Source organism: Pseudooceanicola sp. NS-SX8 (assembly GCF_057380755.1).
Map to the genome: position 1 here is coordinate 3,082,933 of NZ_CM170819.1, position 20,462 is coordinate 3,103,394.

The following is a 20,462-nucleotide window of genomic DNA, read 5'->3' on the forward strand; positions in this document are numbered from 1 at the left end:
TCGCATACCCATCACGGACCCTCTGATGCAGCTCAATCTTCTCGAAACCTTCCGCGTCGTCCTGGAAAAGGGCTCGACCCTGGCGGCGGCAGCGGACCTGGGGATAACCCAGTCTGCCGTCTCACGCCGCATTGGACAGCTGGAGTCGGAGCTCAACCTGGACCTCTTCGTGCGCGACCGAGGACGACTGGTGCCCACGCGGGAGTGCCGCGCCCTGCAAGGGCAGATCTTCGGCATGGTGGACCGTGGCCAGCGTCTCCAGCATCACGCGCGGGAACTCCGGCGGGGGAACTCCCCTGCCCTGCGCCTGCGCGTCGCGGTGCCTGCCAGCATGACCCTGTCGATCATGCCGCGCATCCTCAGCCGCTTTCTGGCCGAAAACGACCGCGTGCAGGTCGAACTGCACACGGGCCCCTATGATTCCATTGAGCGGATGCTGCAGGACGACCGGGCCGAGCTTGGCTTCCTGCGCATTCCGATCCAGCGCGCGGGGCTCACGATCCTGCCGACGATCTCCGCGCGCAGCGTCTGCGTCATGCCAGAGGGACATCCCCTCGCGTCGCAGGACGAGGTGAAGATGGAGGACCTGAACGGCGAACCCCTGATCCTTCTGGGACGGATGCGCGCGCCGCGTCGCGATCTCGACGCGGCCTTCTGGACTGCCGGCCAAAGCCCCTCGGTGCGGATCGAGGCGCACTCGGTGATGTCCGCCTGCTCCCTCGTGGCCGAGGGGCTGGGCCTGACCATCGTCAACGGGCTGATGGCGCGCGACTTCGCGCACCTGCCGGTGGTGCAGAAGCCGATCTCGCCGGCCATGACTGACCGCTTCGCCTTCGCCTTCAACGCCGAGATGCCGTTGAGCCAGGCAGCCGAGAATTTCATTGCCTGCGCCAACAGCTTCCTGAAGGAGTTGCTGGCCGAAGGGTGATCCCCGCGCAAGCCATGGAGCCCGGAAAGCTCCCCTCAGATCCTGAAGGCCTTGCGCGCACCTCCCCATAGAAGGCCTTTTCGCGCCACGGGCACATCCACGTGCCCGAAGACGCCGACCTCCTCCGGCACCTACTGCCAGGGGTAGCCCATGGCATGCATCATCCGGCCGGCGCCGATCACCTCCTGCACGAACCTCAACGGGGAGCCCAGGCCATCCGCAATCCCAAGGTCGCGGCGGCGCCCCTGGTCGATCCGACGATCACTCGCCCCATGCCCGTCATCAGCCGCCGCAGCCGCTGCCCCCGGCACGACGTTTCGTCGAGTTGCTGACGGCGGATCTGAGCTCGCCAATCCCCCCGCCCCAACTACGACGCTCGGCGACCTTCTTCACGATAGCGATTTTTTCCAATTTGCCGCGCATGGAGACGCCGGTCCCCTCACCGGCAGGGAGGATTCTGCCGCTGATTTGCATCTCTCCCCAAGGCCCCAAAAAGACGCGGGAAAGGATCATGCAGGCGGCGTTCTGCGGACGAAGCGGACTTTTGCGGATGCCGCTGAACTAGCTTTTATACCATCCTTTCGAGCATCACCTGCGCTTCGCCGACAGACGTCAAATCGCTCGTTTGCTCTCTGCCGAGAAAGCTAGAATATGCCGCTGGCTGCCCGAAAACATAGGGCTTACAGAGTGCGCACGGTTTCAGTCCAAATCTATCGGCTATTGCGAGTTGCAGATCGCCGCCGATAGTAGGGCTTTCATCGCTTGCTATATGATCTTGAATAACAAAGCGCGGAGCGCGCGCAATCGGACGACCTGGTACAGCCTTACCGGCAAAGGCTTCCCTAATTTCCTGTCTAAGCGTCTCTTTATAGTCGCCAAGATATACGAAGTCACAAGTATGCAGGTCTTGGTAGGCTTCGATACTGACTTCGAAAACGCCCTCAACTAGCTTTGGTCTGAAAACGAAAATCTCCAACCGTCGTGTCCTGTGGCAATAGCCAAACAGAGCCGTTTCAAAAAGAGATTGTTCCGCTGCTATTGAGCTGTAATCACGGAACGAGACTTTTAGATATGCCAGAATCTGACGGGCGATGTCCTCGATCGAGGGAATGTAAGACGTCGTCGACATGAGGTTCGATAGTAGCATTGACAGACCAAGATAGGTATTCTGGCCCATAAGCGTGCTGCCTGCGAAGCAGTAACCAAGTGTGTGAACGAAATAGGCATCGCTGAAAAATCCATCTGCATCGGGACGTCGGCAGATTATCGGGAGCGACATGACTTTCACGGCATCCCCGACAAGCTGTTGCCCGCTGCTACCAGACACTTTGCTATCTGCAACGGCCCATAGGGATGGATTCTCTGCGACTTCATCGTTGCGCCAAATGGCTATTGCGGTCATGTGCTCTCCTTCACCAAAAACTTGTAAAGTCTCGATTGGAAAATCCCAATATGCCTTTAGACGGATGGGATTAGACGGTAAGCGGTAACAAAGAGAGAGTAAACCAAAAGGCAGCTCTGGGCTCGAAGCAGACCTTCGCGGTGGGCTGGCTTGATGTGGTATACTGTGTCACCAACATGAGGTTGGTGTCGAGGCTGGGCGAGGAGGTTGGAGGACAGAACATGCCTACTGCCAACTTACCTGCCATCCGCGCTTGCCGCCCTGCCTGGAACAAGGGGCGCCTGATCGGTCAGAAACGCCCACTTTTGCCGAAACATGTCTGGGCCATCCGCGTTCGCCTGGAGATCGCCGGGAACCATCGCGACCTTGCCCTCTTCAACTTGGCCGTCGACAGCAAGCTCCGTGGCTGCGACTTGGTGAAACTAAAGGTCGTCGACGTCTACGCTTCCGGCCAGGTCAAGGAACGTGCATCGATCATTCAAAGCAAGACTCTACGGCCGGTCAGGTTTGAGATCACGGAAGGAACGCGGAAATCGCTGTCGCGCTGGATGGAAGAGCCGTTGATGGTCGGCTCGGAATTTCTCTGGCCGGGCCGTTTCCATGAGCGCCTGCACATCTCGACACGGCAGTACGCTCGTCTCGTTCGGGATTGGGTGTCATCCATCGGCCTGGCCCCCACATCCTACGGAACTCACTCCATGCGCCGGACGAAGGTCGCGGAGATCTATCGGAAGACGGGGAACCTGCGCGCCGTACAGCTTCTTCTGGGACACACCAAGATGGACAGCACGGTCCGGTATCTGGGCGTGGACCTAGAAGACGCGCTTGCCATCTCCGAAAGTGTTGAAATCTAATGGACCGGGCCGCCGTCACTGGCGGCCCTCAGCGGTCATTGGCGCGGATCATAGTTGCCGCAGCGCGGCTTCCCCATACCGGACCTTCGTGGCACTGCGCAGCGTCGCCCCTCATTGGCGGTGCGACAAGAGCACGCCGCGACACAGGTGTCCATCGGGAAAGTCGCAGTTCACATTTGCATCGCCGCCCCGCCGGGTGAAGGCGGAGCGACAATACCAGAGCCGCGTCAGGGCAGAACGACGATCTTGCCGACGGTACCCTTGCCGGCATAGGCGGCATAGGCAGCCGCAGCATCCTCCAGGCTGAAGGTTGCAGCGATCACGGGCGTCAGCTTGCCCTCTTCCAGAACGCTTGCCACGTCTTCCATGGTGGCGATCTGTCCTTCGGTGTCCGCCACGAAGATCGCCTCGATGTCCTGCCGGGAGATCATGTCGGGCTGTAGCGGCGGCATGGTGATCGACACGAGGCGCCCGCCGCTGCGCAGGTGACCCGCTGCATCGGAGAGTTCATGGCCCGGCAAGGCGAGGTTGAAGATCGCATCCAGATCGACCGGATAGCCCGCTGCGTCATATCCGGTGAACTGCTTGGCCCCCAGGGCTGCCAGCGTACTCTGGTCCCCCGGCTTGGCCGTTGCCGCGACTTCGACCCCGAGCGAGGCGAGATGGGAGATCAGCGCGGTGCCGACGCCACCAGAGGCCCCGATCACCAGAACCCTCTCGCCTGCCGCAGCGCGACCTGCGCGGGCGGCGGCCAGCGCAGTCAGCCCGGTCGTTGCCACGGCAGCGGCCTTCGCGGGTTCAACTGTCGCGGGACGGCGCGCGATCACCGGCGTATCCGCCTCGACCACCATGTATTCGGCCATGGAGCCGGTGCCGACCGAGGGGCGCGATCCCGCCATCGGCCGCATCACCCGGGGGCTTGCGTAGCCGAAGATTTCGTCGCCCACGGCATAGCCGCTGACCCCCTCGCCAACCGCCGTGACGGTACCGGCAAAGTCGTTACCCATCACATGGGGGAAGGGCAGGTCCAGGAAGGCGCTCAGCTCTCCGGTCAGAAGACGCATGTCGGCGGGGTTCACCGAGGCGGCCCTCACCTTGATCTGAAGCTGGCCTGGACCGGCTTCGGGACGTTCGATGTCTTCGACGGAGAGCACGTCGGGGGTGCCGTATTCGCGGGTAAGAAGGGCTTTCATGATGTGATCCTCTTGAGTCATGCTTCTAAACGGACCATGTAGTCACCTTAAAGGGCTGGATCAATAAGCGGACCGATCGGTCCGTTAAATTTTGGAGATGTCATGTCAAAGCCTCGCGCACCTCGCTCGGATGGGTTGAAGAACCAGGCTTCGCTGCTGAAGGCAGCCGAAGAGGCCTTTGTCGAACTCGGTGTGGATGTCTCCGTCGCCGAGATCGCCCGGCGCGCAGGCGTCGGGAAGGGCACGGTGTTTCGGCACTTCGCCACCAAGGAAGACCTGCTGGCAGCCGTCGTGGTCACCCGTCTTCAAGACCTGATCGCGGAAGGGCGCGCACATCTCGACGCGCCGGACAGCGCCAAGGCTCTCTACGATTTCCTTGAACTGGGGGCGGCGCAGCGGCAGCAGCGCGGGCTTTCCTTCATGCAGGATGCCTATGTGGGGAACGACGTCATCGCTGCGGCGCGCAGTGATCTCCTGACCGTGCTGGACGAGCTTGTCGAGCGCGCCAAGGCCGAGGGGGAACTCCGCAAGGACGTCAACGGCGCAGACGTTGCCCTCCTGATGTGCGCACCCGGCTATATCGCCAGTCATATGCATGAAGCGGACGAGACGGTCTGGCGGCGCTACCTGGCGATCATCTTCGACGGGCTGCGCCCGGAAAGCGCCCGAGCGCTGCCGGGTCACCCGCCGGGGATGCCGAAATAGGATGCGTCACCGACGTCGGGAAAGCTCGAAGCGGACATGCGGTGGCGCGGCAGGTATTTCTTGACGTTCGCGCCACCGTATCCACGCGTTTCGGCCCTGTGCGGCCCTTCGCCAAGCTGGCTCCGCTGCAGCGCAGCTTCCCCAAACCGGCCATCTATGGCATCGCGCAGCAAGGTCTGGCACGCCAAGGTCAGCTCCGCGGACGAAGCTGCCTTTGGAGCAGCCAGTTGCAGCCAAAGCTCCAGACGCACGGGGTCAGGTAGCACCATGGAAGACCGCTTCTACGTTGTTGCCTGCCGGATCTATGACGAAAGCGGCAAAGTAGGCGTCGTGATACTTCGGGCGCAGTCCCGGCAACCCATTGTCCGTTCCGCCGGCGGCCACAGCAGCCCCGTGGAAGGCCGCCACTTCCTCAAGATCATTGGCGCAAAAGGCCACATGGACCGGAGTGGGCCGGGCGCCCTGAATGGCAGAGATGAAAAGCTCTGCCCGGCTCCGCCCGAACCCCGCGACACCACCGTCGGGACGCTCCATTGAAAACAGCTTCGTAACGCCGAGGGGGGCAAGCGCCGCTTCATAGAAGGCCACCATCTCGGCGAAACGGGTGGTTTTCAGGGTCAGGTGATCAAAGAGGCACAAGGGTTCATTCCTTTTGCAGAGGCCAGCCCGCGGCTGGCAATGGGATAGAGGCATTCTCTGCCGACCCGCGATCAAGGCCGCGGTGCTGGCAAGGACCGGGCGCGGCCTTCAGGGAATGCAGGAGAAGCCGCCGTCGACATGCAGCTTCGCGCCGGTGATGTAGCTGGCCCGCGGACTGGCCAGGAAGGCGACCGCATCCGCGAGTTCTTCCAGCGCCCCGACCCGGCCCATCGGGACAGAGGCAAAGAGCGGCAGGACCTGGCGCTGAATGTCGTCCCAGGGGGCGTCCTCCTTCGCAAAGCCCCGCATGGCAGCGACAGTGCGGAAACCGGCTTCAAGTTTGGCACTCCTGATCGATCCGGGCGCAATGGTGTTGACCGTCACGCCATCGGCGGCAACCGCCTTGGCCATTGACGCTGTCATGGCGTTGATCGCCGCCTTCGCCGCCGCGTAATCCGCCCCGGCAGCCGGAGGCAGCGTCGCGGCACCGCTCGAGATGTTGATGACACGTCCCCAGCCCGCCTGCCGCATCGCGGGCAGAAGGCGCGTGCTGATCCGCATGGCGGCCAGCACATTGCGATCAAGGGTGGCCGCCCAGTCCTGCGCCGACGACGGCGCCTGCCAGTCACCCTTGGCCCCGGACCCGCCGGCGTTGTTGACGAGGATACCGATCCTGCCGACCAGTCTCTGGGCGTCCTGCACCAGGCGGTCGACCTCTGCATCCTGCGTCAGGTCGCCTGTCACCGCATGGGCACAGCCCCCGTCCGCGAGGATGGCAGAGACTACGCGTTCCACCTGCGCGGGATCGCGGCCGTGTACCACGACCTTTGCGCCCTCGCGTGCGAGCGTCCGGGCGATGGCTTCTCCGATGCCTTTGCTGCTGCCGGTCACCAACGCGGTCTTGTCGTTGAGTTGCAGATCCATCCTGTTCGCTCCATGTTGTCGTGCGAAGGACACAGATGGGGACAAGACGATGGGCGAGGCAAGTACGCACCAAAATGTGCCTGTCACGGCAGAACACCGGGCGGCCTGCCTGGGCCCGGATGGCACGGCGGAACATGTGATCCGCGTGATCCGGATGATCCAGGGCCGCTGGAAGCTTCCCATACTGTTCCGCCTGTTTGCAGATCCCTCCATTCGCTCTTCGGAGTTCTTGCGGGACATTCCGGGCATCTCACAAAAGATGCTGACCCAGCATCTGCGGGAACTGGAAGCCAACCATCTCATCGAAAGGATCGATTTCGACGAGAAACCCCTGCGCGTCGAATATCGCCTGTCGGCACAAGGACGAAAGCTGATGCCCTTCATCTTCGAAGCGGCGCGGTTTTCGGTAGGTCATCCGGAGTGAACAGACGTCGGAAATCTGTGCAGGGCGCATGGCCGCGTGGGCGCCTCCCTGTAAATCTGACCGCGCCGTAAGCGATGGTCTGACACCAAGCAATCACGGTCCGACCCAACTTTGCCGGATTCGTCTCGAAGGTCTCAGCCACACCTCTTTCCACTGCGTTTGGGCCGGCGGCACGAGGCGTCGTATGGGGCCGGTTCGGGCTCGAAGGGGTCATGCGGCGGTGCAGCGCGTCCAGCGCATAGCTGGCAGCGGTGGCCGTTGCGACCGGCCCAGTGCAGGCGGTAAAGGGCTCGAAGCCGACTTGCAGCGGCGCAGCGTGCTGGACACCCAGGCGAGAGGGTCTTCCCTGCAGAGACGGCCCTCTGCGGACATTCGAACCAAGCGCAGCTAGTGGTCGGTACATCCCATTAGCAGACATTCGTCGGGATGGGCCCCTCTGCGGTGCAGCGTTCCAAAAGCGGCTATCCCTGATTTTTGCGCAGCACTGTGTGCCGACCAAGGTCTGCGGTTCGGACGATGCTCCGTTTCGCTACGATTGTTCAGTGTCCGTTTGCACAATCTGACTGCGGCCTGCGCACGGAGAGAGCGTTGTTCCAAGTGACATCGCTCCCCCCCCCTTTCGCACCGATCTGCGGCCCGGGTTGCCCCTCAGATCGATGCTCTGGCCAGCACGTCCGCCATCGGCACTGGGTCGCGTCCGAGAAGACGAGCGAGGGTTGGGTTCGGGCGGTCGAATTCGCCCGCGCGCGCCGCACGGAAATAGCCCAGCATGATGGCGATCGCACCTTCAGGGACACCGCTTTGCCGCGCGCCGCGTTCCATCTGTTCCTCAGACATCACGTCCCGCGCGATGGCGCGGCCCGTGACCTCCGAGGCGATCCGCGCCAGATCCGCCAGGTCGAGTGCCTCGGGTCCGGTCAGCGGAGCCGTGGCACCGTCGATCGTAGCTTCCCCGGCGAGAAAACGGGCGTCGGCCTCGGCAAGGTCGTCATGGCTGACCCAGGCTACCTTGCCGTCCTCGGGCCCGGAAAGCGTTCCCTGCGCGAAGCCGTGGGCGTTCATCCCGACGGCACTCGCCGCGTAGAACCCATGGCGCAGCGCGGTCCAGGCCAGGCCAGACTCAGCCAGCATGGCTTCGGTGGCTGCGTGATCTCGTCCGGGCGGAAAATGCGACACAGGCGAGGCCGAGATCTGGCTTGTGTAGAGCAGCCGTCCGACACCGATCTCGCGCGCCACCTCGATCGCCACGCGATGCTGCGCGAGCGGATCGCCTCCGCTGGCGGCGGCGTTCGAGGAGACGAGCAGGATCCGCTCTGCCCCTTCCCATGCGTGGCGCAGGCTGGCGGCATCGTCATAGTCGCCGCGCCGCACGCGGATGCCGGCCTCGGCCAGATCGGCCGCCTGCACGGGGTCGCGAGTGCTGATGCCGATCCGACCGGCCGGCACCATATGTCTGAGATGATCCACGACCCTGCGGCCGAGCTGTCCGGTTGCTCCAGTGACAATGAGCATATCGGTCTCCTTGATGTGAAGTGCGAGGCCGGATGATCCGACACCGCCATGACGGAGATTTGGCTGTTCTTGTTTCACATGACTACCGTGCAATTTTCGAATAGCCTGTTCCTCATGAAGAACAGACACACTCTCGATGACCTTGCCATCTTCCATACGGTTGTCCGTGAAGGAGGATTTCGCGCCGCCTCCCGGCGGCTTGGTCTCGCGCCGTCGAAGGTCAGCAACACCGTTTCTCGGATGGAGGCGGCGCTCGGCGTGCCCCTGCTGCGCCGCACCACGCGCAGCATGGCCTGCACGGATGCCGGCCGCGCGCTGGCCGACCGGATCGGTCCGCTTCTCGACGGGCTCGAGGCGGCCCGCGCCGAGGCCGCAGAAACCGCCGATCTCGTGCGCGGGCGACTCAGGTTGAACGTGCCCGGAGCCGTCATGCCCGATGTGCTGCCACCGCTTATCGCCGCGTTCCACGACCGCCACCCGGAGGTGGAGGTCGAGATCGTGGTGGAGAACGGCATCGTCGACATCGTGGAAGCCGGCTGCGACGCCGGTATCCGCTACGACGAGGTGCTGGCACAGGACATGGTGTCGATCCCGATCGGGCCGCGGAGACAACAAATCGCGCTGGCTGCCGCGCCGGACTACCTCAAGGCGCATGGCACGCCCGCGACGCCGCAGGATCTGATCGAGCACCGGGCGATCCGCTACCGCCTGCCTGACGGACCGCTCCTGCCCTGGCAGCTTGTGGAAGACGGCCGGACAATCACGGTCGAGCCAGTCCCGCGCCTTATCCTCGGCGTCAACGCGATCGACACCGGTCTCAGGTTCGCACGGGCCGGCATAGGAATAATCGCGACATTCCGCAACTGGTTGGACGCGGATTTCGCATCAGGCGATCTTGTGCCGGTTTTGCCCGATAGGTGGCCCGCCCGCACCGGGCCCCGCCTTTACTACCCAAGCCGCCATGCTCCGCGGCCCCTCCGTGCTTTCATCGAGGTGTGCCAGGATCAGCATGAGGGCTGATCTTGGTCGAGACTGACACCCGGCAATGCCGGCCCTGAACGTACATTCGCTGTCCTGGTGCGCGTTGCGGCGCAGCGTCACCGAAGCGGCCGATCGGGCCTTGGCTCAGCATTTCCACCGCCCAGATGACCGCAGTGCGGATCTTTTTGCCGTTCGCCCCGTTCACGAACTAAGGGCGTCCGTATGAGCAATATCCCCACACCGGACAGGCCAGTCCGCGGATCGTGCTGAAACGCCGCGCAGGATCATGGAACCACCGGGCCAGCGATCCGGCCCGGCTATGCCCCGCGATGTCCTGCGGGCCCTTTCACCGAGGAGCCAGCTGTCCTGGACACGATCTCATCATGGGTCGCTCCGAACCAGGCACCAAGTCTGGACGGGTCTCCCTCTATGCGAAACTGATCGTTTGCCAGCGCGGCTTGTTGAACCTGCGCCAGGGTCGGGTCCGAGGCGTAGAGTTGGTTCAGCCTCCGCGCAATTTCGGCCGTCACATGGATGGTGATGTCGCCGACTTCACCCTGCATCACGCCCGTGCGGAAGCTGGACACGCCGTTGTTGATATCGAAGCGAAGCCCCTGGAACAGGCCCGGTGCGATTTCGGGTCCGTCGATGTAGTGCTCGACCAGCGAGACGTTCAGATCTGCGGGCAGGTCTGCTGCGCGGGCCGCGGTCACAAGGACCTCGCCGACCATGGCGAACCAGACGGAGCTGCCTGCGTGGAGTGCGGTTGCGGAGGGCACGGGAGTTCCCCTTGCTGGATCACCGGGGGCAGGTGGCGCCCCCGGTGGCAGGTTGAAATCAATCGACGGTCAGGACGATCTTGCCCTGGATGTGGCCTTCGGCCGCGCGCTCGTGGGCGCGGGCGGCCTGCGCCAGCGGCAGAGCGGTGTCGGTCACCACGCGGATCGTGCCGTCCGCCAGCAGGGGCGCCGCGGCGTCAAGTTGCGCGCCGCTGGAGCGCACCTGCGTCGAGGAGACGATAATGCCCAGCCGATCCGCCTCGGCGTGCCCGTCGAAGCCCAGCGGGTTGACGATGAACAGCGCCCCTCCGGGTTTCAGGCAGGCCAGGAAGCGTGCCGCAGCCGCCCCGCCGACACAGTCGAGCATCAGGTCGAGATCCGAGCAGACCTCTTCGGGCTTCATCTGCGTGTAGTCGATCACCTCATCCGCGCCGAGATCACGAAGCAGCTCCGCATGCCGTCCCGAGGCGACGGCGATCACATGCGCACCCTGCCACTTGGCGACCTGAAGGGCCAGGTGCCCGACGCCACCCGCGGCGCCATTGACCAGCACGCGCTTGCCCTTCAGCGGAATGGGGGCGTGCGCCACCGGCTGGAACGGGTTCGGCGCGTCGTGGCCGACCTCGACCAGGAACTGCCAGGCGGTCAGCAGGGACATGGGCGCGCCTGCACCCGCGGCGTGATCGATCACGGCGGGCTTGTGGCCGACCTGGGCGGCAGGCACTGTGACATATTCGGCATAGGCGCCCGAGCCTTCCATGATCGCATCGGGGAAACGCACCATGGAATAGACCTCATCCCCCGGCATGAAGCCGGTCACGTCGTCGCCCACCAGGTCGACCACGCCCGAAACATCGGTGCCGAGGATCAGTGGGAAATTCTCTTTGGGCCGCCATTCCGGGGGCAGCGCGCTGTAGCCGTCGCGCAGGTACCAGTCCGGCGGGTTGAGGCTGGCCGCCTTCACGCGGATCCGGATCTCGCCTTGGCCGGGTGTGGGGATCGGCGCGTCTTCATAGGTCATGACATCGGGGCCGCCGAAACTGTGCTGGCGGACGGCTTTCATAATCTGGGTCATCTGGGGTTCCTTCGTAAGACCATCTTCGGGCCTGCCTGTGATGACGAGTAGATACGCGCAGCCTTGTAGGTTTATAATTCAGCGGAAAGTCAGTTGAGTTGTGCCTTCATGGAATATATGGGACTTGAGCGCCTGACCGGCCTCATCGCCTTTGCCCGCACCGCCTCGCTCGGCAGCTATTCGGCTGCGGCGCGGTCGCTGTCGGTGTCACCCTCCGCCGTCAGTAAGAGTGTGCGGCGGCTGGAAGAGCAGCTGGGCGTCGCGCTCTTCACTCGCACCACGCGGTCAATTGCCATGACCACGGAGGGACAGGAGCTGCACCAGCGCGCGCTGCGCCTGATCGAGGCGGCCGAGGATATCGAGCAGACGGCGAGCTCCCTGCGCTCCGAACCTGTCGGGCGGCTCAGGATCGCGGCCCCGCTGCCGCTCGGCATCCACGTGATCGCACCCGCTCTGCCGCGCTTTCGGGCGCGCTATCCGGACGTCGTCATCGACCTTCGGCTGAGCGACCGGATCGTGGACCTCGTTGAGGACGGCATCGATATCGCGGTCCGGATCGGCGCGCTTGCAGACTCGCGCTTGCTGTCGCGCAAGTTGGCCGTGCAGAGGCTCTGCTGCTATGCCGCGCCCACCTACCTTGCGGCGCGTGGGCACCCGCAGCGTCCGGCGGACCTCGAACATCACGACACGGTCACCCTGCGCTACCAGAGCTCTGGCATGCTGATGCCCTGGCCCTTTCAGACGGGTGTGCGCATCACGGAGATCCGGCCCGAGGCCGCGATCACGGTGGATGCCAGTGACGCCCTCATCCAGACGCTGCTGGCCGGTGCGGGGATTGGCATGACCTCTACCCTTCTGGCGGCGCCGCACGTCGCGCGCGGCACGCTCGTCCCGGTGCTGGACGCCTTCACCGTCGAGCGCAGCCAGATCACCGCGATCTGGCCGGAAAGCCGCCGAAGCACCCCATCGGTCCGGGCTTTCCTGGACTTTCTGCAGGCAGAGTTCCAGGGACCAAACCGCTGAACACCGAGTCCCCCCCCTTACCGGGGCATCGGCGGACGTCAGCAAGACACGGCCACCATGCGTATACCGCGGTTAGAGTGGTCGATCGCCAAGGGCTCGAATGAAGCTTCAGCGAAGGTTTCGCAACGGCACGGTAGTTCGAGCTCAGTGCGCTCTTGCTGCGGCGCAGAACAAGACTCGCCCCTTGTCCGCTCCGAATGTCTGCTTCCACCTTTGTCGGGCAATCGGATTATCGCCGCAACGAACGGCGGCTACCCGCCCTTCGTGTCGGCGCCTGACGTCACGCTGCGCCTGGCGCGAATGTCGCAGAGGACAAGGAGCGGACCTATGCACCCGCCGCGAAGATTCGGCTCAGGCTAGGTATTTCCGCCTCAAAACCGCCCTTCATGATCGCTGCAGCATGATGACGAGCACCCGCAGAAAGGCGGCGGCGCACGGCCCTACGCTGCACGCTCCGCACCAACTACGTTTATACTCAAAAGCGGAACCTGACGCTCGCCACCCGGCCCTCCGAAGTGTCGACTTCAGGCCCTGAAACACACACCCGGCGCGGTTTCAGCCTCGTTGCCTGCGCCGATACAGTCGGGCCCGACACCGCGTGGGGTCGTGCTCCGGCGCCGGGCGCGGATCCTCATCTCAGCGGTCGGAACGCACCTGCGGCGCGAAGGCGACACTGCGCGATGCGCGCAACGGGCGTCGCTTTTCTACGGCCCCGCCGGGCCGCAGCACCCGCCTCAGGGCTGCGCCGCTGCCCCCTTGCCGCCCCGGGCACCCGCGCGGATACCCTTGACGGCTCAAGGGGTTCCGTACAGATAGGGGGCAAAGTTGACGCCTGCGCCCCTCTCCGGCCTGCCCGGAGCGGCGCTCCCTTCCCCGCGCCCGCAGCCGGGCGGCCCAATCGGACCGGCCCTCTCCTGCAGCCGTCCGGGCCCCGGCACGCCAGTGCGCCAAGACCGGCCGCCGAAGATTTGCCCCAGCCCGACAAGACACGCCCCCACAAGACACAGGCCGAGACGATACGTCCCGATACGACTTCTGGCCCCGACGCCGAAGGCCCACAGGGGTCCCGTCCCGAAGGCGCCGCCTCCACGCCGGTTACCCCCGGCCCCCGGCGGTTCGACCTGGACCGTCTCGGCCCGGTGATCCTGCGCGCCGCGGCGCTTCTGGTGCTGGGGTTCCTCGGGGGGCTGCTGGCGCATTTCATCCACCTTCCGCTGCCCTACATGCTGGGCTCGCTCTTCAGCGTGGCCATCGTCACCGGGGGCTTTCCGCGCCTGCTGCCCGATGACTACCGCTTCCCCGAAGGCTTCCGCGCCTTCTTCATCGCGATCATCGGCACCACCATCGGCGCGCAGATCACCTGGGAAATCCTCGGCCACCTGCCCCGCATGGCCGCCTCCATCGCCGCGCTGACGCTCTTCGTGCCGCTGGCCCATGCGCTGAACTACCAGCTGTTCCGCCGGCTGGGGCACTACGACCGCGCCACCGCCTTCTACGCCGGAACGCCCGGGGGGCTGATCGACTCGATCATCGCCGGCGAACGCGCCGGGGCGGATGTGCGCATCCTGGCCGTGCAGCAGTTCCTGCGGATCATCGTCGTGGTGACCCTGCTGCCCGTGGGCCTGTCGCTGTGGTACGGCCACCCCCTGGGATCTTCCGCCGGGGTCAGCCTCTCCGGCCACCCCGTCGGCCTGCGACACCTGCCCGAAGTCCTGCTGGCAGCGATCGCGGGCATCCTGGTCTTCCGCCGCACCCCGCTGCCCGCGCCACAGCTGATCGGGCCGATGATCTGCGCCGCCGCGCTCACCCTCTCCGGCCTGGCCGTGATCGAGGCGCCCCAATGGGTCATCTCGCTCTGCCAGGTGGTGGTGGGTACATCGCTCGGCACCCGCTTTGCCGGCATCCAGGCCCGCAGGCTCTGGCGCGCGCTCTGGCTTTCGGGGCTTTCGGTGGTGCTGATGATCCTGCTGGGGGTCGCGATGACCCTGCCGATCACCTCTCTCACCGGGCAACCGCTGGACGTGCTGGCGATCTCCTTCGCCCCCGGCGGGGTGACCGAAATGGCGCTGGTGGCGCTTTCGCTCAACGCCAATCCAGCGGTGGTCACGCTGCACCACCTCTATCGGATCATCCTGGCCGTGATCTCACTCGGCGTGGTGTCGAAACGCGGCTGGTTCACGGCCCCGCCCGGCCAGCGGCGGTGATACGGCCCCCGGGCCGCGCGGCGAACGCGCTCACCTGACTGGCCGAAATCGGCCGCACGGCGGATCGGAAAGACCCCTGCATCACGCCGAAGACACAGGCCCGGCAGGTCCTCACCGCCCCCTGCGAAACGCCGGGCTTCCGCGACGCCCGCCGGATCACCATGCACCGCGGCGGGGCGCCCCTGCCGCTCAGGCGCCCGCCTTTTCCTCCAGCACCATCCACTCTTCCTCGGCATCCGCCAGCATCTGCTGCCGCTCCGCCAGGGCCTCGCTGCCCTTGGTGAATTTCACCGGCTCCTTGTGGTACAGATCAGGCTGCGCCAGGAACTGCTCCAGCTTGGCAATCTCCGCCTCGATACGCTCGATGACGGAGGGCAGCTCCTCCAGCCGGTGCTTCTCGGTAAAGGACAGGCCGGATTTCTTCGGCGCCGGGGCGGGCGCGGGCTTGGCCGCCTCCGCCTTGGGCTTTGCGGCCTCCTTGGGCGCGGGCGCCTCCGCCAGCCGCTCGGCCCGCTGCGCCTGGTAGTCGCTCCAGCCGCCCGCATAGACGGTGGCCCGCCCGTCGCCCTCCATGGCGATGGTCGTGCCCGCCACGCGGTCCAGGAAATCCCGGTCGTGGCTGACCAGCAGGACGGTGCCGTCGTAATCGTCCAGCAGCTCCTGCAGCAGGTCCAGCGTTTCCACGTCCAGATCGTTGGTCGGTTCGTCAAGGACCAGAAGGTTGCTTTCCTTCGCCATCAGCTTGGCCAGCAGCAGACGCGCCTTCTCGCCCCCCGACAGCGACTTGACCTGCGCCCGGGCCTGCGCCTCGTCAAAGAGGAACTCCTTCAGGTAGCCCACCACATGCTTGGGCGTGCCGCGCACCATCACCTGGTCGGCCGCACCGCTGACGCGCATCTCCTTGTCGCCCGTCAGGCTCTCCCACAGGGTCATCTCCGGATCCAGCGCCGCGCGCGACTGGTCGAAGACCGCAGGCACCAGGTTGGTGCCCACCTTCACGCTGCCCTCGTCGGGCGCGACCTCGCCCATCAGCAGCTTCAGCAGGGTCGTCTTGCCGACGCCGTTGGGGCCCACGAAGGCCACCCGGTCGCCCCGGTTCACCAGCAGATCGAAATTCTTCACGATCTGCTTGCCGGCATAGGCCTTGCCCAGCCCCACGGCCTCGAAAACCTTCTTGCCGCTCGACGGCCCGGCCTCCAGCTCCATCGCCGCCGCGCCCTTGCGGCGGATCTGGCTCGACCGCTCCTCGCGCAGGGCCGCCAGGTTGCGCACGCGCCCCTGGTTGCGCTTGCGCCGCGCGCTGATGCCCTCAACGGCCCAGCGGGCCTCGGCCTTGATCTTCCGATCCAGCTTGTGACGGGCGATATCCTCGTCCTCCCAGACCTTGTCGCGCCAGGCCTCGAAGTTCTCGAACCCCTTCTCCTGGCGGCGCACCTGCCCCCGGTCGATCCAGAGCGTCGCCTTCGTCAGGTTCCGCAGGAAGGCGCGGTCGTGGGAGATCAGCACATAGGCCGCGCGCGTCTGGCCCAGCTCGGCTTCCAGCCAGGCGATCGCCTCGATGTCCAGGTGGTTGGTCGGTTCGTCCAGCAGCATCAGCTCCGGCGACTCGGCCATCAGCTTGGCCAGCGCCGCGCGCCGCCGCTCCCCGCCCGAAGCGGTCTCGACCGGACGGGCCGGATCGAACTTCAGCCCCTCACCCGCGATCTCCACCTTGTACTGTTCGGAAATATCCAGCCGCGACATGGCGAAATCGCCCAGGGTCGCGAAACCCGACATGTCCGGCTCCTGCTCCATGTAGCCGACGGTGGTGCCCGGGGCCATGACGACATCGCCCTGGTCGGCTTCGACCATGCCGGCCATGACCTTCATCAGGGTCGACTTGCCGGACCCGTTGCGCCCGACGAGCGCAACGCGGTCGCCCGGCTGGACGCTCAGCGAAAGGTCAGAGAAAACGGGATCGCCGCCGAAGGTCAGCGAGATCGAGGAGAGCTGGAGAAGAGGTGCCTGTGCCATGTCGCGCAGCTAATCAGGCAATGCGACGGCGTCAATGGGAAGCAGGCGCGCCCCGCCCCGCCGCCTCCGAACCTGCCAGCGAAGAGGCAGAGCGGCCCTTGACCCAATCTGCGTGCGGGAAAGTCCTCCCCCGCGTCTTTCCCGCAAGAAGAACCAGGACCGAGGCGCCCCGGACGTCCCGCCACAAGCAAGCGCCCAGGCCCGCCCCTCTCGCCCCGACCTCTCCAGGGACGCGCCGCCCCCTTCCCCTATTCGATGGCTGAAAATACTCCCGCCGGAGGCATCGCCGCGCCCGCCACCCGCCGCTCCGACCGCAAGCTGGGTGCACCCCGCCGCCGCCGTAGGGTGGGTGCCAACCCACCACCCCCAACCTCTCAACAACGCCCCCACAGCGCGCCCCGTTAACCCGGGCCCATCCCGCCTCTCCCCACCGTCGCGATACCGACGTAATACCGACGTTGTACCGACGTACCGATTTCGCCCCGAAACCGCTGTTAACCCGCGATTTCCCCATCGATTCGCTGCACTGCAGTACCGACGTTGGACACGGCGCGGCAGGGTTTCGTTAACCGCGCCCCAACCGCGCCCCCTTGGCACCCCGCCCCGGCTCGCGTTAGCTGGGCCCGCAAGTCCGGAGGATCCGATGATCGAACAGCCCCTTCTCTTTGCCGCCGACGGGCTGGCCACGCTGGTCTTCGCCACCACCGGCGCGCTGGTCGCCTCCCGCAAGGAGCTGGATATCTTCGGCTTCATGTGGTTCGCCGCGATCACCGGCATCGGCGGCGGCACCCTGCGCGACCTGCTGCTGGACGTGCCGGTCTTCTGGGTCGCAAACCCGCTGCCCCTCGCGCTCTGCCTCGCCACCGCCGTGGCGCTGCATTTCACCGCCAGCCGGGTGCATTCCCGCATGGCGCTGATCCTCTGGCTCGATGCCTTCGGGCTGGGCTTCGCCGCCATCGCCGGTACGCTCAAGGCCGTGGACCAGGGCACCCCCGGCCTCGTCGCCGTGGTCATGGGGGTCTTTTCGGGCTGCGTCGGCGGCATCATCCGCGACACCCTGGGCCAGGAACCCTCGATCATCCTCAAGCGGGAAATCTACGTGACCGCCGCCGCCCTCGGCGCCACCGCGACCGTCGTCATCCTGGCGGGGGGCGAGGCACGCCTTCTGGCCGCCGTCGCGGGCTTTGTCCTGGTGGTGGCGCTGCGCGGCGCCGCGCTCATGCGCAACCTCTCCCTGCCTGCCTTCCGGCCGCGCAAGGGGCGGGATTATTCCTGAAGGCCTTGGGGAGATGCATCACGCTCCGTGCACGCGGCGGGACAACAGCTCCGTGCGCGCGGGCGGCGGGATAAATCCCGCCCTACGAGGGACTTGCGCGGCGTCGGGCGGGGTTCACCCCGCCATACCTCCCCGCAATGCCTCCCCGCCACACACCCCGACATCCCGCCCCTCGCCTCACCCCGCCGTGGCGCGCAGCAGCCGCTTACGGGCGGGCGGGATCGCCTTGATCTCCAGCCCGGTGAAGACATGCAGCGTGTTCATCTTCGGATCGACAACGGCATGATCCGACACCCAGCCGCCCATCAAAAGGTAGGTCCGCAGCAGCGGCGGCATCCCCAGCATGGCCCGCTTCGCATCCGGCTTGGCCCGCAGCTTCTGCGCAAAGCGGAAGACCTTCGGCGCCTTGACCCGCGGCAGGAACCGCTTCGGCGCCAGGTGCCGCTCCTTCAACATGGCGAAGGCATCAAGGTAGGCCTCGGCATCGGTCCCCTTGAAGGAGGAACAGCCAAAGAGCATCTCCACCCCGTTGCGGTCGACATAGGCGGTCATGGCGCCCCAGGCGACGCGCAGGATATCCGGATCGCGATAGGCCGGATGGATGCAGAACCGCCCCATCTCCACCATCGGCCCCTCGAAGCTCTCCAGCCCCGACAGCTCGTAATACTGCGCGGAATAGGACCGCCCGATCTCCCGCCCCGCCTGCAACGGCAGCATGCGGAAACAGCAGACCAGCCCGCCATCGCGCTGGTCTTCCACCAGGATATGGGCGCAGATCGCGTCGAAATCGTCGGCATCGGAAAGGGCGGCATCGCCCAGGAAGGTCAGCGCCCGCAGGCGCTGCGCGGCGCGGATGTCGTCCTGGGTCTCGGCCAGGCGGGCGGCATAGCGCCCCTTCTTCAGCGACAGCATGTCAGTCACTCCGGCGACATGGAACGGATCGGTTCCGTTCCGTATCACGCCAGATGTGACCGCGTCGTGACAAGTTCAATCGTACCGCCCCCGCGCCCGCGGCAGGCGGCCCCCGCCGGGCGGCTTATTCGCCGCCCAGAACGCTGGCCGCGTCGAAGCGGCCAAGGTTGCCCAGAAGCTGCCGGACAAAGGTCTTGTCGGCGGTGGAGGAACTGGTCACGCGGCTTTCCAGGGTCACGACATTGCCGTCCTGCAGGCCGAAGGTCTCGATGTTGCTGATCACGCCGCGGCTGTCGAAACTGATCGCCAGGACGGTACGCTCGACCACCTCGGGCTTCTTCCAGGCGTAGTGGCGCACACGGCTGCGAATGTAATAGAAGCTGCCGTCGTCCATCACGCCCTGCGTCGTGGGCACGCCCACCACGTCCAGCACGGTGTCGCGGGTATCCACGCCGACGGTGACCTCGGAAAGCACCGACTCGTCCGGTACGTAGCCATGATTGCGGTACTGCGCCGTGCAGCCCGAAATCGCCAGCACAGCCATCAGGGTCACGATTCCGCTCGCGCGCTTGCCGATCCGCCTCATCTTGCCCCTCTTGTTTTCCAGTTCACAGGCTTCTACCTCGCCTACATAACGAGTTACACTGACGCAAGAAAGCAGGAAAGGCCCCCATGTCCGCACCTTCCGAAACCGGCCTCCGCGTCTCGACGCTGCCCAAGACGGCGCCCACTCCCTTCACCCTCGCCCCCGAGGGTGCCGCCCTCGATGCACTTGCCGCCCAGCTTGATCTGCAGGCGCTGCGCAAGCTCTCCTTCAAGGGGCAGATCCGCACCGCGGGCAAGCATGACTGGCTCCTGACGGGCCACCTGGGCGCCACCGTGGTGCAGCCCTGCTCCGTCACCCTGGCCCCCGTCACCACCCGCATCGAAGAGGAGGTGACGCGCCGCTTCACCCCCCATCTGCGCGACGAAACCACCTCCGAGGAAGAGGTCGAGATGCCCGAGGACGAGACCCTCGAACAGCTCGGCGCCTATATTGATCCCGCAGAAGTGATGGCGGAGGCGCTGGCCCTTGCCCTGCCCCTCTACCCCCGGGCAGAGGGCGCAGAGATGGAAACCGGCACCTTCACCAAGCCCGGCGAGAAGGCCATGACCGACGAAGACGCCCGGCCGCTGGCCAACCTGGCGGACCTCCTGAAGGCCCGCGAAGGACGCAAGGAGGGGGGCGGAGACTGACTCTCCGCAAAGAATCGCTTGCGTGGCGCATTTTTCGAAGTATTTTCGCGCCTCCATCCGAATTTTGGGTTGAATGCGACGGGCCTGTCCGACTAAGAGCCTCGCATCCACGAGAAACCGGGCCGGGTTCAACGCTTCGGCCCCCGAATTGAGTAGGTTGTGACATGGCTGTCCAACAGAACAAAGTCTCCAAGTCGCGCCGCAACAATCGTCGCGCACATGACGCTCTGACCGCGGCGAACCCGAACGAGTGCTCCAACTGCGGCGAACTGAAGCGTCCGCACCACGTCTGCCCGTCCTGCGGTCACTACGGTGAGCGTGAAGTCGTCGCTGTGGCCGACGAAATCGATCTGGACGAAGACGCGGCATAAGCACGTGAAGG

The 20,462-nt window shown here is 65.4% G+C and carries 22 protein-coding genes; 10 read left to right on the top strand and 12 right to left on the bottom strand.

The window, feature by feature from the left end; translation table 11 throughout:
- Nucleotides 1-25: 25 nt before the first annotated feature.
- Nucleotides 26-928 (top strand): LysR family transcriptional regulator, encoded by a 903-nt coding sequence (locus AC2IR1_RS14115; protein ID WP_486472606.1) that lies wholly within the window; start codon nucleotides 26-28, stop codon nucleotides 926-928.
- Nucleotides 929-1,210: 282 nt separating this feature from the next.
- On the opposite strand, the gene AC2IR1_RS14120 is transcribed toward AC2IR1_RS14115, so the two are convergent.
- The gene (locus AC2IR1_RS14120) at nucleotides 1,211-1,441 is read right to left on the bottom strand and encodes a hypothetical protein (protein WP_486472607.1); all 231 of its coding nucleotides are present in this window, start codon (nucleotides 1,439-1,441) and stop codon (nucleotides 1,211-1,213) included.
- Between the two features lie 55 nt (nucleotides 1,442-1,496).
- Nucleotides 1,497-2,330, bottom strand: a complete 834-nt coding sequence (locus tag AC2IR1_RS14125) for a hypothetical protein (protein WP_486472608.1) — start codon at nucleotides 2,328-2,330, stop codon at nucleotides 1,497-1,499.
- A 221-nt stretch (nucleotides 2,331-2,551) separates the two neighbouring features.
- Between AC2IR1_RS14125 and AC2IR1_RS14130 the strand changes: the two genes are divergently transcribed.
- Nucleotides 2,552-3,184 (top strand): tyrosine-type recombinase/integrase, encoded by a 633-nt coding sequence (locus AC2IR1_RS14130; RefSeq protein ID WP_486472609.1) that lies wholly within the window; start codon nucleotides 2,552-2,554, stop codon nucleotides 3,182-3,184.
- Nucleotides 3,185-3,411: 227 nt separating this feature from the next.
- On the opposite strand, the gene AC2IR1_RS14135 is transcribed toward AC2IR1_RS14130, so the two are convergent.
- Nucleotides 3,412-4,377: an NADP-dependent oxidoreductase gene (locus AC2IR1_RS14135; protein ID WP_486472610.1), complete on the bottom strand. Its 966-nt coding sequence runs from the start codon at nucleotides 4,375-4,377 to the stop codon at nucleotides 3,412-3,414.
- 102 nt (nucleotides 4,378-4,479) lie between these two features.
- Here AC2IR1_RS14135 and AC2IR1_RS14140 point away from each other — a divergent pair, with 102 nt between their 5' ends.
- Nucleotides 4,480-5,082 carry a TetR/AcrR family transcriptional regulator gene (locus AC2IR1_RS14140; RefSeq protein ID WP_486472611.1) on the top strand — a complete coding sequence of 201 codons (603 nt, stop codon included), beginning with the start codon at nucleotides 4,480-4,482 and terminating at the stop codon, nucleotides 5,080-5,082.
- Here the strand turns inward: AC2IR1_RS14140 and AC2IR1_RS14145 are convergent.
- The 3 genes from AC2IR1_RS14145 to AC2IR1_RS14155 all read right to left on the bottom strand — a co-directional run bounded on the left by AC2IR1_RS14145 (nucleotide 5,058) and on the right by AC2IR1_RS14155 (nucleotide 6,645).
- The gene (locus AC2IR1_RS14145) at nucleotides 5,058-5,351 is read right to left on the bottom strand and encodes a hypothetical protein (protein WP_486472612.1); all 294 of its coding nucleotides are present in this window, start codon (nucleotides 5,349-5,351) and stop codon (nucleotides 5,058-5,060) included. The genes AC2IR1_RS14140 and AC2IR1_RS14145 overlap by 25 nt on opposite strands.
- Entirely contained in the window at nucleotides 5,338-5,721 is a 384-nt protein-coding gene (locus AC2IR1_RS14150; protein ID WP_486472613.1) for a VOC family protein, read from the bottom strand. Before AC2IR1_RS14150 ends, AC2IR1_RS14145 begins: the two co-directional genes overlap by 14 nt.
- Nucleotides 5,722-5,829: 108 nt before the next feature.
- Nucleotides 5,830-6,645 carry an SDR family NAD(P)-dependent oxidoreductase gene (locus AC2IR1_RS14155; RefSeq protein ID WP_486472614.1) on the bottom strand — a complete coding sequence of 272 codons (816 nt, stop codon included), beginning with the start codon at nucleotides 6,643-6,645 and terminating at the stop codon, nucleotides 5,830-5,832.
- 49 nt (nucleotides 6,646-6,694) lie between these two features.
- Here AC2IR1_RS14155 and AC2IR1_RS14160 point away from each other — a divergent pair, with 49 nt between their 5' ends.
- A complete protein-coding gene (locus AC2IR1_RS14160; RefSeq protein ID WP_486472615.1) occupies nucleotides 6,695-7,069 on the top strand; it encodes a winged helix-turn-helix transcriptional regulator in 375 nt (124 codons plus the stop codon).
- 648 nt (nucleotides 7,070-7,717) lie between these two features.
- On the opposite strand, the gene AC2IR1_RS14165 is transcribed toward AC2IR1_RS14160, so the two are convergent.
- Nucleotides 7,718-8,581 carry an SDR family oxidoreductase gene (locus AC2IR1_RS14165; RefSeq protein ID WP_486472616.1) on the bottom strand — a complete coding sequence of 288 codons (864 nt, stop codon included), beginning with the start codon at nucleotides 8,579-8,581 and terminating at the stop codon, nucleotides 7,718-7,720.
- 48 nt (nucleotides 8,582-8,629) lie between these two features.
- Here AC2IR1_RS14165 and AC2IR1_RS14170 point away from each other — a divergent pair, with 48 nt between their 5' ends.
- The gene (locus AC2IR1_RS14170) at nucleotides 8,630-9,601 is read left to right on the top strand and encodes a LysR family transcriptional regulator (RefSeq protein ID WP_486472617.1); all 972 of its coding nucleotides are present in this window, start codon (nucleotides 8,630-8,632) and stop codon (nucleotides 9,599-9,601) included.
- A 278-nt stretch (nucleotides 9,602-9,879) separates the two neighbouring features.
- On the opposite strand, the gene AC2IR1_RS14175 is transcribed toward AC2IR1_RS14170, so the two are convergent.
- Nucleotides 9,880-10,341 (bottom strand): hypothetical protein, encoded by a 462-nt coding sequence (locus AC2IR1_RS14175; RefSeq protein ID WP_486472618.1) that lies wholly within the window; start codon nucleotides 10,339-10,341, stop codon nucleotides 9,880-9,882.
- Nucleotides 10,342-10,399: 58 nt separating this feature from the next.
- On the bottom strand, nucleotides 10,400-11,416 hold the full coding sequence (locus tag AC2IR1_RS14180) for an NADP-dependent oxidoreductase (protein WP_486472619.1): 1,017 nt from the start codon (nucleotides 11,414-11,416) through the stop codon (nucleotides 10,400-10,402).
- A 108-nt stretch (nucleotides 11,417-11,524) separates the two neighbouring features.
- Here AC2IR1_RS14180 and AC2IR1_RS14185 point away from each other — a divergent pair, with 108 nt between their 5' ends.
- Nucleotides 11,525-12,439 (top strand): LysR family transcriptional regulator, encoded by a 915-nt coding sequence (locus AC2IR1_RS14185; protein WP_486472620.1) that lies wholly within the window; start codon nucleotides 11,525-11,527, stop codon nucleotides 12,437-12,439.
- Between the two features lie 968 nt (nucleotides 12,440-13,407).
- Nucleotides 13,408-14,643: an AbrB family transcriptional regulator gene (locus tag AC2IR1_RS14190; RefSeq protein ID WP_486472621.1), complete on the top strand. Its 1,236-nt coding sequence runs from the start codon at nucleotides 13,408-13,410 to the stop codon at nucleotides 14,641-14,643.
- Between the two features lie 189 nt (nucleotides 14,644-14,832).
- Here AC2IR1_RS14190 and AC2IR1_RS14195 read toward each other — a convergent pair whose 3' ends face one another.
- The gene (locus AC2IR1_RS14195) at nucleotides 14,833-16,656 is read right to left on the bottom strand and encodes an ABC-F family ATP-binding cassette domain-containing protein (protein WP_486472622.1); all 1,824 of its coding nucleotides are present in this window, start codon (nucleotides 16,654-16,656) and stop codon (nucleotides 14,833-14,835) included.
- Between the two features lie 643 nt (nucleotides 16,657-17,299).
- On the opposite strand from AC2IR1_RS14195, the gene AC2IR1_RS14200 reads away from it, so the two are divergent.
- Nucleotides 17,300-17,932 (top strand): trimeric intracellular cation channel family protein, encoded by a 633-nt coding sequence (locus AC2IR1_RS14200; protein ID WP_486472623.1) that lies wholly within the window; start codon nucleotides 17,300-17,302, stop codon nucleotides 17,930-17,932.
- A gap of 177 nt (nucleotides 17,933-18,109) precedes the next feature.
- Here AC2IR1_RS14200 and AC2IR1_RS14205 read toward each other — a convergent pair whose 3' ends face one another.
- Nucleotides 18,110-18,844 carry a GNAT family N-acetyltransferase gene (locus AC2IR1_RS14205; RefSeq protein WP_486472624.1) on the bottom strand — a complete coding sequence of 245 codons (735 nt, stop codon included), beginning with the start codon at nucleotides 18,842-18,844 and terminating at the stop codon, nucleotides 18,110-18,112.
- Between the two features lie 124 nt (nucleotides 18,845-18,968).
- On the bottom strand, nucleotides 18,969-19,430 hold the full coding sequence (locus AC2IR1_RS14210) for an outer membrane protein assembly factor BamE (RefSeq protein ID WP_486472625.1): 462 nt from the start codon (nucleotides 19,428-19,430) through the stop codon (nucleotides 18,969-18,971).
- A gap of 86 nt (nucleotides 19,431-19,516) precedes the next feature.
- Here AC2IR1_RS14210 and AC2IR1_RS14215 point away from each other — a divergent pair, with 86 nt between their 5' ends.
- Complete coding sequence (locus AC2IR1_RS14215) at nucleotides 19,517-20,080, top strand: YceD family protein (protein WP_486472626.1); 564 nt, start codon at nucleotides 19,517-19,519, stop codon at nucleotides 20,078-20,080.
- A gap of 164 nt (nucleotides 20,081-20,244) precedes the next feature.
- A complete protein-coding gene (gene rpmF / locus AC2IR1_RS14220) occupies nucleotides 20,245-20,451 on the top strand; it encodes a 50S ribosomal protein L32 (protein WP_486472627.1) in 207 nt (68 codons plus the stop codon).
- Nucleotides 20,452-20,462: the final 11 nt, after the last annotated feature.

Bases quoted from the DNA above. Each gene is read 5' to 3' on its own strand.
- AC2IR1_RS14200 (WP_486472623.1), top strand. From the start codon at position 17,300: ATGATCGAACAGCCCCTTCTCTTTGCCGCCGACGGGCTGGCCACGCTG.
- AC2IR1_RS14170 (WP_486472617.1), top strand. From the start codon at position 8,630: ATGACGGAGATTTGGCTGTTCTTGTTTCACATGACTACCGTGCAATTT.
- AC2IR1_RS14145 (WP_486472612.1), bottom strand. From the start codon at position 5,351: ATGGTGCTACCTGACCCCGTGCGTCTGGAGCTTTGGCTGCAACTGGCT.
- AC2IR1_RS14215 (WP_486472626.1), top strand. From the start codon at position 19,517: ATGTCCGCACCTTCCGAAACCGGCCTCCGCGTCTCGACGCTGCCCAAG.
- AC2IR1_RS14205 (WP_486472624.1), bottom strand. From the start codon at position 18,844: ATGCTGTCGCTGAAGAAGGGGCGCTATGCCGCCCGCCTGGCCGAGACC.
- AC2IR1_RS14210 (WP_486472625.1), bottom strand. From the start codon at position 19,430: ATGAGGCGGATCGGCAAGCGCGCGAGCGGAATCGTGACCCTGATGGCT.
- AC2IR1_RS14160 (WP_486472615.1), top strand. From the start codon at position 6,695: ATGGGCGAGGCAAGTACGCACCAAAATGTGCCTGTCACGGCAGAACAC.
- AC2IR1_RS14130 (WP_486472609.1), top strand. From the start codon at position 2,552: ATGCCTACTGCCAACTTACCTGCCATCCGCGCTTGCCGCCCTGCCTGG.
- AC2IR1_RS14120 (WP_486472607.1), bottom strand. From the start codon at position 1,441: ATGATCCTTTCCCGCGTCTTTTTGGGGCCTTGGGGAGAGATGCAAATC.
- AC2IR1_RS14140 (WP_486472611.1), top strand. From the start codon at position 4,480: ATGTCAAAGCCTCGCGCACCTCGCTCGGATGGGTTGAAGAACCAGGCT.
- AC2IR1_RS14135 (WP_486472610.1), bottom strand. From the start codon at position 4,377: ATGAAAGCCCTTCTTACCCGCGAATACGGCACCCCCGACGTGCTCTCC.
- AC2IR1_RS14115 (WP_486472606.1), top strand. From the start codon at position 26: ATGCAGCTCAATCTTCTCGAAACCTTCCGCGTCGTCCTGGAAAAGGGC.
- AC2IR1_RS14180 (WP_486472619.1), bottom strand. From the start codon at position 11,416: ATGACCCAGATTATGAAAGCCGTCCGCCAGCACAGTTTCGGCGGCCCC.
- AC2IR1_RS14165 (WP_486472616.1), bottom strand. From the start codon at position 8,581: ATGCTCATTGTCACTGGAGCAACCGGACAGCTCGGCCGCAGGGTCGTG.
- AC2IR1_RS14195 (WP_486472622.1), bottom strand. From the start codon at position 16,656: ATGGCACAGGCACCTCTTCTCCAGCTCTCCTCGATCTCGCTGACCTTC.
- AC2IR1_RS14185 (WP_486472620.1), top strand. From the start codon at position 11,525: ATGGAATATATGGGACTTGAGCGCCTGACCGGCCTCATCGCCTTTGCC.
- AC2IR1_RS14125 (WP_486472608.1), bottom strand. From the start codon at position 2,330: ATGACCGCAATAGCCATTTGGCGCAACGATGAAGTCGCAGAGAATCCA.
- rpmF (WP_486472627.1), top strand. From the start codon at position 20,245: ATGGCTGTCCAACAGAACAAAGTCTCCAAGTCGCGCCGCAACAATCGT.
- AC2IR1_RS14155 (WP_486472614.1), bottom strand. From the start codon at position 6,645: ATGGATCTGCAACTCAACGACAAGACCGCGTTGGTGACCGGCAGCAGC.